This is a genomic window from Aliagarivorans marinus DSM 23064 (assembly GCF_000429485.1).
Taxonomy (GTDB): Bacteria; Pseudomonadota; Gammaproteobacteria; order Enterobacterales; family Celerinatantimonadaceae; genus Aliagarivorans; species Aliagarivorans marinus.
In genome coordinates this window covers 1-12551 of record NZ_AUBY01000040.1, presented here as the reverse complement: position 1 = coordinate 12551, position 12551 = coordinate 1, and the positions used below count along the sequence as shown (strand labels likewise).

The 12551-nt window shown below is 53.4% G+C and carries 11 protein-coding genes and 4 tRNA genes; 7 read left to right on the top strand and 8 right to left on the bottom strand.

The genetic code is table 11. From position 1 onward, the window contains the following. The 3 genes from G461_RS26280 to G461_RS0114295 all read left to right on the top strand — a co-directional run. Nucleotides 1–195: hypothetical protein (locus G461_RS26280; protein ID WP_026972347.1), on the top strand; the 195-nt coding region annotated here is incomplete at its 5' end. 226 nt (nt 196–421) lie between these two features. Further along, nucleotides 422–1684, top strand: coding sequence for an MgtC/SapB family protein (locus G461_RS0114300; RefSeq protein ID WP_026972346.1), 1263 nt, complete (start codon nt 422–424; stop codon nt 1682–1684). Between the two features lie 126 nt (nt 1685–1810). Then, a complete protein-coding gene (locus tag G461_RS0114295; protein ID WP_026959506.1) occupies nt 1811–2194 on the top strand; it encodes a DUF3461 family protein in 384 nt (127 codons plus the stop codon). A 107-nt stretch (nt 2195–2301) separates the two neighbouring features. Here the strand turns inward: G461_RS0114295 and G461_RS0114290 are convergent. The 4 genes from G461_RS0114290 to G461_RS0114275 all read right to left on the bottom strand — a co-directional run bounded on the left by G461_RS0114290 (nt 2302) and on the right by G461_RS0114275 (nt 2701). Continuing rightward, a tRNA-Pro gene (locus tag G461_RS0114290) sits at nt 2302–2378 on the bottom strand. Nucleotides 2379–2426: 48 nt separating this feature from the next. Continuing rightward, nucleotides 2427–2511 (bottom strand) — tRNA-Leu (locus G461_RS0114285). 5 nt (nt 2512–2516) lie between these two features. Then, a tRNA-His gene (locus tag G461_RS0114280) sits at nt 2517–2592 on the bottom strand. Between the two features lie 32 nt (nt 2593–2624). After that, nucleotides 2625–2701: transfer RNA gene (locus G461_RS0114275), tRNA-Arg, on the bottom strand. A gap of 247 nt (nt 2702–2948) precedes the next feature. Between G461_RS0114275 and folD the strand changes: the two genes are divergently transcribed. Further along, nucleotides 2949–3803: a bifunctional methylenetetrahydrofolate dehydrogenase/methenyltetrahydrofolate cyclohydrolase FolD gene (folD, locus tag G461_RS0114270; protein WP_026959505.1), complete on the top strand. Its 855-nt coding sequence runs from the start codon at nt 2949–2951 to the stop codon at nt 3801–3803. A 67-nt stretch (nt 3804–3870) separates the two neighbouring features. Here the strand turns inward: folD and gmhB are convergent, their stop codons facing one another. From gmhB to G461_RS25590, 3 genes are all read right to left on the bottom strand, one after another. Next, complete coding sequence (gene gmhB / locus G461_RS0114265) at nt 3871–4422, bottom strand: D-glycero-beta-D-manno-heptose 1,7-bisphosphate 7-phosphatase (RefSeq protein WP_035480379.1); 552 nt, start codon at nt 4420–4422, stop codon at nt 3871–3873. 33 nt (nt 4423–4455) lie between these two features. After that, nucleotides 4456–6456, bottom strand: coding sequence for a methyl-accepting chemotaxis protein (locus tag G461_RS0114260; RefSeq protein WP_026972344.1), 2001 nt, complete (start codon nt 6454–6456; stop codon nt 4456–4458). A gap of 296 nt (nt 6457–6752) precedes the next feature. Beyond that, the gene (locus G461_RS25590; protein ID WP_051333586.1) at nt 6753–10565 is read right to left on the bottom strand and encodes an ATP-binding protein; all 3813 of its coding nucleotides are present in this window, start codon (nt 10563–10565) and stop codon (nt 6753–6755) included. Between the two features lie 116 nt (nt 10566–10681). On the opposite strand from G461_RS25590, the gene rcsF reads away from it, so the two are divergent. From rcsF to G461_RS26140, 3 genes are all read left to right on the top strand, one after another. Then, complete coding sequence (gene rcsF, locus G461_RS0114250) at nt 10682–11056, top strand: Rcs stress response system protein RcsF (RefSeq protein ID WP_026959502.1); 375 nt, start codon at nt 10682–10684, stop codon at nt 11054–11056. Nucleotides 11057–11067: 11 nt separating this feature from the next. Next, complete coding sequence (tsaA, locus tag G461_RS0114245; protein WP_051333585.1) at nt 11068–11805, top strand: tRNA (N6-threonylcarbamoyladenosine(37)-N6)-methyltransferase TrmO; 738 nt, start codon at nt 11068–11070, stop codon at nt 11803–11805. Between the two features lie 140 nt (nt 11806–11945). Then, on the top strand, nt 11946–12212 hold the full coding sequence (locus G461_RS26140) for a hypothetical protein (RefSeq protein ID WP_157360327.1): 267 nt from the start codon (nt 11946–11948) through the stop codon (nt 12210–12212). 71 nt (nt 12213–12283) lie between these two features. Here the strand turns inward: G461_RS26140 and tnpA are convergent. Further along, nucleotides 12284–12551: IS200/IS605 family transposase (gene tnpA / locus G461_RS0114235; protein ID WP_026972341.1), on the bottom strand; the 268-nt coding region annotated here is incomplete at its 5' end.

The following is a 12551-nucleotide window of genomic DNA, read 5'->3' as shown; positions in this document are numbered from 1 at the left end:
AACCCTGACCTGCTTTCACCGCAAACCCTGTTGCGCCGTGCCGTGTCAGTGGTGGCGCATTATAGGGAGCCGAGGATTTTGCGCAAGGCTTTTTTTGAAGAAAATCACACTTTCGACGCCAAGCGGTCAGATATTGAGCTAAACGCTCCATTTAGCATAAAAAACACACGTTTTTGGCGATTGATTAAGCATTAATGTTTGTAAAGTGCATTTCAAACCGCACTGATTGTTGGCATTAATAGGCGCGAATGCCATTCATTACCTAAACAAACTAATGAGGCCTCACACTACACCTCTACTTGCGTCGTCGGTTCTACCGTTCGCAAAGCTGGCATAGCCTTCCCCGTTCTGAGCATTGGCGCACGGATACAAGAACATCTGCTAGTTACACTTTAGCTATAGCCCTCCAATAGCCAGCACTATGCAAACTACCGCCTATGCTCCTTTGATGCAGCTCGGTCTCAGTCTATTGCTGGGCTTGCTGATCGGTAGTGAGCGCGGGTGGCAAGAACGGGAGCAGTCCGACGGTCGTCGCGTCGCAGGATTACGTACCTTTATCCTGTTCGCTGCATTGGGTGGTGTGTCCGCTTTGTTAGATAGTCAAAATGGATTCAACGGCCTGCTAATGGGTTTCGTGTTCCTCGGGCTGTGCGCGCTAGTTATCGCAGCCCATATTATTAGCGCGGCCAGCGACAACGACCTTGGTATTACCACCGCCGCTTCAGCACTACTCACTTACTGGCTGGGTGTGATGCCGCATTTTGAGCTGTCACTGGAAGCCTCAAGCCTTGCGGTGGTCATTACTCTTCTGCTGCACTATAAGCAAACGATACATCGCTGGCTCAAACAACTTCAGTCCCCAGAGCTTAGAGGCATGTTGCAGTTTTTAGTGATCGCGGTAGTGCTATTGCCGTTACTTCCAGCGCGCACTATCGACCCGTGGCAAACAATCAACCCAGCAAAGATAGGCTGGTTGGTGGTGCTTATCTCCGGCTTAGGTATGCTCGGCTACTTCGCCACTCACTGGCTATCCGCCCGCTTCGGGATCTTGATGACCAGCTTTTTTGGCGGCTTGGTCTCTTCCACTGCTGTTACCGTATCTTTGGCACGAATGCAGCACCGCTGGCAAGCTGCTACCACCTTGTCAGCGGCGATACTCTTAGCCTGTGGGATGATGTACCTACGCCTTGCGATAATCGTTGCCTTGTTAACCCCTACCTTGTTTGAACTACTCGCTATTCCCTTGCTGTGCGCAGCCTTTATATTACTGCTGTGGGCCATTTGGTTGTGGCGACGCCAACAAAGCCCAATCCAAGCCGTTGACTTGCCACTGCGCAACCCCTTTGAGCTAGGCAAGGCGCTGCAGTTTGCTGCGCTACTCACTAGCGTACTAGTCATTGTTACGCTTACCAAAACGTGGCTCGGTGATGCAGGACTCTATCCCTTAGCCGTTCTCTCAGGCCTGACCGATGTTGATGCGATAAGCCTTTCTTTAGTAGAGCAGTATCAGCAGGGTCTCAGTAGCAAGGTCGCCAGTTTAGGGATCTTGCTCGCCGCGACCAGCAACACCCTAATTAAAGGAGTACTCGCCTGGATAGCAGGAGGACGGGCCATTGGGATCCACTGCTTGTCTGCTTGCGCAACCGCTGTCGCAATGAGTGTACTGCTTGCCTGGCTGAGTTAACTGCATGCGTAAGCAAATACCTTCTAAGCTACTGCCCTGGCTGAAAAAAACTGCTTAAATCTTCACAACCACGGCAGAATTTATAGGCTATCCTGCTAGTAGGAACAGTCGCAATCCGAGGGAACTATGTACAAGAACTTACAGGGAATTGGGGTTAGCAACCCAACCAGCATTGAGCGCTATAGCCTGCGTCAAGAGGCCAATCACGACATCATCAAGATCTACTTTCATAAACAGCGCGGTGAACTGTTCGCTCGTAGCATGAAGCTTAAATTCCCGAGACAACGCAAGACGGTATTAGTCGACGGCGGCCGCGGAACCTATAAGGACGTGTCGGAGATCAACACCAACCTGCGCTTCATCGTTGAAGAGCTCGACCAACTGACCAAACGCGAGCAGGTGGAGCATGATCTGAAAGCAGAAATCCTCAGAGACTTACGCCATCTAGAGAAGGTGGTCTCGAACAAGATGAAAGAGATTGAAGCGAAGTTGGAGCGTTTGAACGAATAACCCTCATACGCCCAGAAACATGGCCTGTCAAAGCCCGGTGAACTAGCGGGCTTTTGCTTCCGCCAGATGCGAAAAAGCCCCGCTCAACGAGCAGGGCTTTCGAAAGGTGGTCGGTGAAGAGGGATTCGAACCCCCGACCCTCTGGTCCCAAACCAGATGCGCTACCAAACTGCGCTATTCACCGACAAATTTTGTGACGATACGCTTTGGTACTGCGTTATCCGTCAAATAATGGTGCGGGAGGAGAGACTTGAACTCTCACACCTTGCGATACTAGAACCTAAATCTAGCGCGTCTACCAATTCCGCCACTCCCGCAAAGATGGGGTGAGTAATGGGATTTGAACCCACGACAACCGGAATCACAATCCGGGGCTCTACCAACTGAGCTATACCCACCATCGTACAGACTATGCCATGTCCATAAAGTATGGCACGCCCTGTAGGACTCGAACCTACTACCTACGGCTTAGAAGGCCGTTGCTCTATCCAGATGAGCTAAGGGCGCATTACGATTTACTATTGCAAATCACAGCTATAAAAGCGTTCGATACCTAGTTGGTTAAGCGCGATTACCGCCTCACAACGGTGGCGAATACTACTGCCTCGTTTGGGGAGCGTCAAACCTTTTTTTGCGGAATTGGCCTGAGCGCTCAAACAACACCCAATTTCAAAAGATACTGACTTTTTACGGGCTAGCATGCAAAATAGGCGCTCCTTAACTTCAATCCCACCGTGCTGAAATAAAGGGCATTATGACCGCGCAAATTATTGATGGAAAAAAGACTGCACAAATGGTGCAGCAACAAGTCGCCGAGAAAGTTAAGCAGCGAGTAGACGCAGGTAAGCGTGCTCCTGGACTTGCTGTGATTCTGGTTGGCGCCGATCCGGCCTCTCAAGTCTACGTAGGTAGCAAGCGCAGAATGTGTGAAGCCGTCGGCTTTGTCTCTCGCTCTATCGACCTGCCTGTCGATACCACTGAAGCCGAGCTACTCGAACACGTTGACGCCCTGAACAACGACCCAAGCATCGACGGCATCCTGGTTCAACTGCCACTGCCTGAAGGTATCGATGCCGATAAAGTGGTTGAGCACATTCGCCCAGACAAAGATGTTGATGGCTTCCACCCTTACAACATCGGCCGTCTGTGTCAGAAGAACCCTGCCCTGCAGCCATGTACCCCGAAAGGCATTATGACCTTGCTAGAAACCACAGGTATCGACCTGGTGGGTATGGAAGCGGTGGTGGTTGGCGCCTCTAACATTGTGGGTCGCCCAATGCTGCTGGAGCTCTTGCTTGAACGCTGCACCCCAACCATCTGCCACAGCCGCACCAAAGATCTGGAGTTCCACGTTCGCCGCGCTGACTTAGTGGTAGTCGGTGTCGGTATTCCTGAGTTTATCCCCGGTGAGTGGATCAAACCGGGCGCGATTGTGATCGATGTGGGCATCAACCGCTTGGAGTCAGGAAAATTGGTGGGCGATGTGGAATACGCCACCGCTGCACAGCATGCCAGTCATATCACTCCGGTACCCGGCGGTGTTGGCCCAATGACCGTGGCAACCCTGATTGAAAACACCCTGTATGCCTGCGAGACCTTCCACGACTAATCGTGCAGCGACATAGAGACAAAAAAGGCGACCCGAGGGTCGCCTTTTTACTACTCGAAAGAACCGATTAGCTTTGCAAAATTAGCTCAGACGCTGCAGCCAAATCATCAACCACCTTAGTGGCCAGCGCCTCGCCTTCTTCGGTGACCGGCTTACCCGAGCGCACCAACAGCAAGTTGCTTAAGCCCGCAGCTTGACCCGCTTGCAGATCGGCGGGCTTGTCACCGACGATCCACGAGTTCGCCAAATCGATATCTAGCTCTTTGGCGGCATCGAGCAGCATGCCCGGCTTCGGCTTGCGGCAGTTACAGTCTTGCAGGTAATCACCTAGGCCTTTAGTTGGGTGATGGGGGCAGAAGTAGATCCCGTCGAGGTCGACGCCGCGGTCTGCCAGCGACCAGTCCATCCACTCGGTGAGTGACATAAACTGCTCTTCAGAAAAGTAGCCTCTGGCGATACCCGACTGATTGGTCACCAGTACCAATAGCCAGCCTGCTTTCTTCAGCGCTTGCATGGCTTCGATACTGCCTTCGATAAATTCAAAGTCATCGACTTCGCTTACATAGCCATTGTCGACGTTGACCACCCCATCGCGGTCTAAAAAGATTGCTGGTTTCACTGCAGCTGCCTGTATCTTGAGTTTGAGCGAAGTTTACAACACAAAGCGACCAATTTGTTGGTTCAATTCGCCAACTTGCTCTTCCAACTCATCGGTTAGCTGCTGACTGGCTTGTGCCTCTGAAGCCGACTGCTGGGAAATATGGGCTATCACCTCTAGGCTGTTAGCCACCTCGCCTGCCACCATCGACTGCTCTTCGGTAGCACTGGCAATGGCGTTCACCCGATCGGAGATATCTCCGGCCGTGGTAATCACTTCCCGCAGCGCACTGCCTGCCTCGGCTACCACGTTGCGGCCTTGTTCCACCAGCTCAGAGCTGTGGTCCATGGCGCTCTGGGCCTGCGAGGTCAGCTCACGAATACGCGCGATAACCTCGGAAATCTCATCGGTAGAGTCACTGGTGCGCCGAGCCAGATTGCGCACCTCATCGGCAACCACCGCAAAGCCGCGCCCTTGCTCCCCAGCGCGCGCCGCCTCAATGGCCGCATTCAAGGCCAACAGGTTGGTTTGTTCGGCAATCGCCGAGATAACCTCGGTGATGTTTTCAACTTCTGCACCAGCTTGGCTTAGCGATGACACCTGCTGATGACACCCCTGTACCGCCGACTCAATCTGCTGCATGATGGTGATGGTATCTTCCACCACCCCGCCGCCGTCGCTGGCCACTTGCCCGCCTCTTAGCGCCTGCTCGGCAGCCGATGAGGTGTTCTCGGCAATCTCTTTGGCCGCTAGTGATAGCTGCTCGATGGCGGTGGCACTTTGCTCAACCTTACCGCGCTGGTTACCCAGCTCGCTGGCAATACCTTGTGAGCGCACTGCCACGCTATCTGCGCCACGGGAGACCTGCGCTACCGCGCTGCCGACGCCGTCGATCAGTGATTTAAGGTGCTCTGACATGATATTGATGGAGCGGGTTAGCTGGGCCACCTCGTCTTTACCGGTTACCGCCAGCGCTGGCTGAGACAGATCGCCCGCGGCAATGGCCTCGGCGCGGGCGTTCACCACTGCCAGGCTAGAAGAAATCTGCCGACTTAGCAGCATTACTGCGATCCCGCCTACTAGCAGGGCCACGGCAGCCCCCGCGAACACCAGCAGCGCAATCAGTTGGCCGCGATGCTCCAGCAGGTCTTCTACGGCCAGTAACTGCTGTTGCTGCTGCTCACTCCACAGGCTTGCCTGAGCCTGCACATCGCTCATCAATGGCAGCACTTCTTGAGCCAATCGATAGTTGGCAACATCCCAGTTGTCGCCGCCACGAATATCGAACAACTCTTCCACCATGGGAGTGAAAATATCCACCAGCTCAACGAACTGTTGCCACAAACGTGCCTGTTCATCGGTAAGCAATGCACTATTTTGGTTCACCGACTCCACGTAACCAGCGTGGCTGGACATGTAATCTTGGTAGCTGCGACGCTCGGCAGAGTCGCCACTGAGGATAAAACTGCGCAGGGCGGTTAACGCATTCGCTAGCTCGTTGCGCGCTTCGCTCATATTCGCGACTAACAACATGCGCGTCTTGCGAGTACTGATCCCCGGCAGTGATAACTCCTCTTGGATAACCGAGCTGACCTGACTCATGGCCTCTTCCGCCAGTGGGGCTAAGTCGTAACGTAGTAGGCTATGTGCAGGCAGGCTGTCATCGGTATGGGCTAGCTGAGCAATCTCAAATTGCAGGTCTCGCAGCTGGCGAAACTTGGCCAGTTGCTGGTCATCCATGGCTTCTCCACTTAGCTCTGCAATCTCATCAAGGCTCAGCTCAATCTCTTGCCAGGCGCCCATTAGCTGAGAGACATAGTCCTGCAGGTGGGCCGGATCGGCGCCATGAATAATGTGGGCACGCAGCGAGCTAAGCGTGAGCTGGAGCTGGCTTTCAACCTGGTTGCTCTTGGCCACAATCGGCATCTGAACCTGGCTGACTTGCGCTTGTAGCTGATTGACCTGAGTAATCTGCCAGTACACCAGCCCGGCAGAGCCGAACATCAGTACGCCAATAAAACTGAATACAACTAATAACTTCTTGGATATCGACACGCACCTACTCCCTCAGGACGTATAACTGTTAACACCGGAACAATTGACCACCGTTTGCTGTGTAGACAGAGGTGATTTTGCTCGGAAAATCGCCACTGTTTTCTACATCAAAAGCTGGCAAAGGTCATAACACTGCCCGAAATGACTGCAATTTTCCAGCCAAGCAGCAACTTATAGGACCGGTTAACGGGAGACTTAGGAGAGAATTACGCTAACGAAGTGCGTTTAGAGAGGTGTTCGGCGGACCTGCTTTTCCCCGGTCCGCCCAAGTATTAAGTGAAAATAAAACCGAACTGTTAGACACTCTCGCGCTGTTGCAGCTGCGCCATCTCTTCGCGGGTAAGCTGATAGACTTGCTTAAGCTTGGCCGCTAACGGCATGAGGCTTTCGGCATCGCTTTGCTGCTTTGCCAATACCTCTAACTGCTTGGCATGATCATGCACAACATGGCCACCAAAGTAAGCGCTGCTGGACTTGATACTGTGCGCCAGCCGCTGCACTTCTGGCTGGTTCTGCTGCTCAATGGCGGTGTGCAGCTGAGCTATCATCTCGTCGGTTTCTTCAAAGTACTGCTCGAGTATCAGACCGAAATCTTCACCGATGCTCTCGCGCATCTCTTGATACACCTCCAGCTCCACGTGCTGAAGAGCAGCGCCGGCGACGCTTGACGCCTCCTGTTCGCGTGGCGGTTCTGATGACGCCGACTCAGGGCTCAACAGGGCCTGTTGCTCTAGCGACTTTGCTTCTTTTTCTATCGACTTGGCTTGGGCCGCGGCGACTTGATTCTCAATCCGTTCGTTCAATTCATCTACATCCATATCGGGTTTGGTCTTCTTATCCATAGTCACAATCCAGTGTCTCAGCACCCGATAGAGCGCCTCGCGATCTATCGGCTTGGAGAGGAAATCATCCATGCCTGCATCGAGACAGGCCTGATAGGCGCCACGGTGGGCATTGGCGGTTAAGGCGACAATCGGCACACGCCTTACATCTTTCTCCATACGCCGGATCCGCATAGTCGCCTGATAGCCATCCAACTCTGGCATCAAACAGTCCATCAGGATTAAGGAGATATCGTCCTTCCACTCTTTATAACGCTCAATCGCTTCCAATCCGTTATTGGCCAACACCACATCCAGACCAAAGCTGTCTAACATCAAACCCGCCACACGCTGGTTGACCATGGTATCTTCCACCAATAGCACTCGGCCAGCAATCGGCGGGAAGGAGTCACCCAACTCGCCAACTTCTGCTTGGGTTTGCTGTAGCCCCTCGATCTCCTCCTCGGTTAAGGCATCAAGCGGAAGCAAAATTGAAAAGGTCGAGCCTTGCTGAGGCGCGGATTCCAGCTCGATGCGCCCGCCCATCAGGCTCACCAGTTGCTGGGAGATAGCCAGCCCCAAACCGGTACCGCCAAAACGTCGGGTGGTCGAAGAATCCGCTTGGGTAAATGGCACAAACAGCTGTTTTTGGGCCTCTTTTTCGATGCCGATCCCGGTATCACTGACCTCGATACACAACAGATGTTCACCCACGGTATTGCTGTAGCGGGTGGCCTTGATGCGCACTTCCCCTTGCAGGGTAAACTTCACCGCATTGCTGACTAAGTTCAAAATAATCTGGCGCACCCGCCCCAGATCGCCCCAGTACCAGCGGGGCTTATCCTCGGCATAATCCACATTCACCCGGATGTTCTTGACCTGAGCATGGTGGGAGTAGAGGTGCACCACATCGCTAATCGCGTTGTACAAATTGAACGGTGCCCGCTCCAGCTCCAACTTGCCAGCTTCAATCTTGGAGAAATCCAGCATGTCGTTAAGGATGCCCATCAAGGCCTTACTGGAGCTCTCGATGGTTTCAAGATAGTCACGCTGACTGGGTTCCAGATGAGTACTTGAGAGCAGCTGGCTCATCCCAAGGATTCCGTTCATCGGCGTACGGATCTCATGGCTCATCACCGCCATAAACTCACTCTTGGCCACCGAGGCTTGCTCGGCGCGTTGGCGGGCCGATTTGAGCTCTCGCTCGCTGCGCTGGCGCTGCACCACCTCTTGCTGCAACTCTTCAGTGCGGGCACTCACCTGCTCGCGCATGGTATCGATGGCCTTGGCAAGCACTCCCACCTCATCGCTGGCGTTGGTCGGCAGGTTCACCTTGATATTACGCTCGCCAAACAACAGGGTCGCGTTACTCAGATAACGCACCGGCCCGACGATGGTATGGGCGAAGAACCACCCCACGAAGATCACCAGCGCCACCACCGCTATCACCGCCCAAAGCGCTTGTGAGGACGCACTGCGAGTTGCCGCCAGCGCTTTGCGATGGTCTTCCACCTGCACCAACTCCAAATACTCCCCGGGCATCCCCGGAAGATAGGCAAAGCGTTGGATGCTATAGAGGTGGTAGCCGACCTTGATCACCTGCTCATCCACATCCTGAATGGGCGAGTCGAGCAGGCCTTTTAAGCGCGAGTAGTTTTGGAACACCGACAACAGCCCTTGGCTGCCATCAAAATCGGTGCTCCACAGCAGATTGCCATTCTTGTCATAGATAGAATTGGGCAGCTCAGCTTGCATGCCATCTTCGATGGGATAAATAGGGTCGATACTGCCCAGCACTTCTGGCAAAGACACGTAAATCAACAAAATAAGATTGGGCTGGCCCATGGAATCGACCACCGCTTGGGCCACTTGCCACTGCTGGCTCTCTGAGCCGCGGATGACCTGCGCTTGAGTGCGCAAAGGGTTACGCAACGCGCGGTTGAGTAGCTCTTGGCTGGGGCTGGTTAATGGACCCTGACTCAGGTGCGAGGACACCTTCCTCACATAGGGCTGCACCAAACCCTCGTCAATGACGTACAGATGGCCTGCGGCAAAGCTGGGGTTGCGCGCCAGCAAGGTATGTAAGCTGTTGCCTAAGCGCTCCTGCCAGTAAGCACGCTCCACCGGGAGATACTCGCCACTGACGTATTGCTGCTCCTGGAACAATTCAAAGGGCGGGATCTGACTAAACTGCTGAACCTGCAGGTAAAGCCCGTCGAAACGGTTTTGCAAACGCACCTGTTGGATATGGCTGCGCAAGTCCAGCTCAACAGACTTCTCCTTCTCTAAGGCCTCCACGAACGAGGCATAAAAGATGGTGTAAGTCACCCCAATCCCCACCACCGACAGGCACACCGCCAGCAAGGCAATCTTGGCGCTGATCTTTAACTGAAAGCGTTCCGCCATGGTGAGCTTTCGCTCGCGCGCTGCATCCACTAAGCGAGTGAGCCGCTCATCGTGGCGCGACGCCTGGCTGCGCCGATGCAACGACTGCCCTGCCACCAGCACTTGCTTAAGGAGCAACAAGTAACACAGTAGCTCGACAACACCCGCCAGCAGCATCGACATGCCTTCGGAAAAGCGGCTGACCGGTAAGATCCAGATATGCACAATGGTGTTACCCAGCAGCATCAGCATCAAGGCGTAATCCACCCCGCCACGTTCCCAACGATGGCGCCAACTAAACAGCAACACTCCACAGATAAAGACCAGCGATACCGAGATATCCACCAGCTGGAAGAACGCCGTGGTGACCTTGTCCATCAATGGCGATACCATCAAATACAGGAAGGTAATATTGAGCACCGAGAACAACAGCGCGCTATTAAGCAGCACCCGCACAATAAGCTTGCCGCCACTGCCCAAGCGTTGTTCGCGTTTAATCAGCAGCATCCCGCTTACCAGTACGCTGGCGAGCATGCTGCGCACCATCAGGGTGGACCAGTCATGAAGTTCCGGAAGAGAGGTGCCAATCCAACTCGCCAGTGCCGGGCTGGTACCGAGCAGCTTGAAGGCGTACAGGCAAAACAGCGCCAGAAAGCCACTGCCAACGATTAGCAGGCGATACTCTTTGCTGCTGCGATAACTGAAGTATGAGGCCAGGGAGATCGCACCAACGGTCAACCATATCAAAATGGTAAACAGCTCGTTCAGCCAACCGGGATAGCGCCAGTCAGTAGAGTGGCTAAGGGCTCCGGCTCCCACCAGGCATGCACAAAACAAGATGGCAATCACGCTCAGACGTTGCGCTTGCCCCGGTAACTTAGGTGAGCCTGCTAACTCGCTCAAACTCTGCATCCTTGAGTATTCATCATCCTATCAGTTTATAGTTAACAATATAGTTGGGTTAGCGGCCAGCTTTTAACGTAGAATTAGGGCTTTCCATCATAACCGTTGTAAACACTATGAAATACCTCGCATTTGTGATTATGACTCTGGGGCTCTCCGCTTGCTCCGGTGGTTATAGCTTTAATACCAACCTCGACAGAGAAAACTTCGAAAACTACGTGCCCGCCAGCCGAGTACAAGTGCTCGAAGATGGTCAGTTCGACGAGCTGAACTCAGAGTACCTCGGGGTGGTGGAAGGCATTGCTTGCCAAGAAAGCAGCAACGATATGCCACCGCAACTGGTGGATGCCCGTAACGATGCCCGTGAGCAAGCCTCATTGATTGGTGCCAATACCATTGTTATCCAGCAGTGCTACCCCGTCACCGACCCAGTCGGTTGTGAAGCTATGCTGAGCTGCTTTGCTCGCGCCTTCTCCGTTCCTCAGGAATGACCCAAGCGCGCATGAACCCATCTCCTGTAAACCAAGCTCCTATTAACCAAGTGCTGGAAGCGATCGGGGTAATTGAAAGCCCCTACGCAGAAAAGTTTTCCGTGCCACGCCAGCCCGGCTTGGTAACCAGCGCCGAGACCCGCTTAGTACTCAAGGCGCCGTTTAACCATTCAGACTTTGTCGAAGGCTTGGAGCAGTTCTCTCACTGCTGGTTGGTATTTGCCTTTCACCAAAACTCGGAAGCAGGCTGGAAGGCCAAGGTGCGCCCTCCTCGCTTGGGCGGCAATCAAAAGCTAGGGGTATTTGCCACCCGCTCCAGCTTTCGCCCCAATGGTTTGGGTCTGTCGGTGATGGAGCTGGCCAAGATAGAGCAAACACCCAACGGCCCGGTGCTGGTGTTCAAAGGCGGCGATTTGGTCAACGGCACCCCGGTCTACGACATCAAGCCCTATGTTCCCTATGCCGACAGCCACCCTGACGCCCAAGGCGGCTTTGCCCAATCGGCTCCAGAGAGCGACCTGACGGTACAGTGGCAGGATGCAGCATTAGCTCAAGCCGAAGAGCATGGTTTAGGTGCTAAGCAACGCGCGGTGGTCGAACAGGTGCTCGCGCAAGATCCGCGCCCGGCATACAAGAAACAGAGCAGTGACGAGCGCATCTACGGCGTGACACTTTTTCATGTCAACCTTCGCTGGCAAGTGATTGATAAGCAGATAGTTATCATCGAAGTGAATCACCTCGGCAGATAATAATTTTATCAATTACTCAATGTGGTAGGACAATCAAGATAAGTTCAACTAAATTGGTAGGAAAACATGCAAAACGACGCCAACAGTGGTAAGTTGTGCGTCTTTTTTATCCCCTAAACATTTCTAAGAAGGACTCGCTAGTGAGTGATAAACATGTCTGCCCTTCTTGCGGCGGCCACAAGCCACCCTTGATGGCTTGTCGAGATTGTGGATTCAAGTTTGCTATGCCTGAAAAGCCACCACAGCCTCCTGTCATTGCTCCTTCTCCGAAACCCAGCGCTCCTGCAGCAACCAGCTTCAAACGTGAAGCGCGCTATGTTGCTGGCAGTTATGACGATAGCCCGAAAAAGAGCAATGTCGTTATTAAGACCAAAAAGCGTCGGGTGTATGAGATCCCAGATCAATAATCAGACAGCAGTAAATATCCACCTTCTAAAGAAGGTGGCTTTGAATGAGCCCCCTCGAAGGGGGCCTTTGTCTAGTGCAGCGCCAACTCACCTTGCTCTTGACGCTCAACTTTCTCTTGATGTCTTACATATCGGCGTATGATTTCTTCGTTAATACCCACAGTATCTACGAAATACCCTCGCTGCCAAAAGTGGTTGCCCCAAAGCTTGTTCTTCCTCAAGTACGGAAACTTGTTGAATAGCTTCAGAGCTATCTTCCCTTTTAGCGCCCCCATCAGCTTGGAAACACTCAGCTTTGGCGGAACCTTTACAATCAAGTGTACGTGGTCACTTTGGACG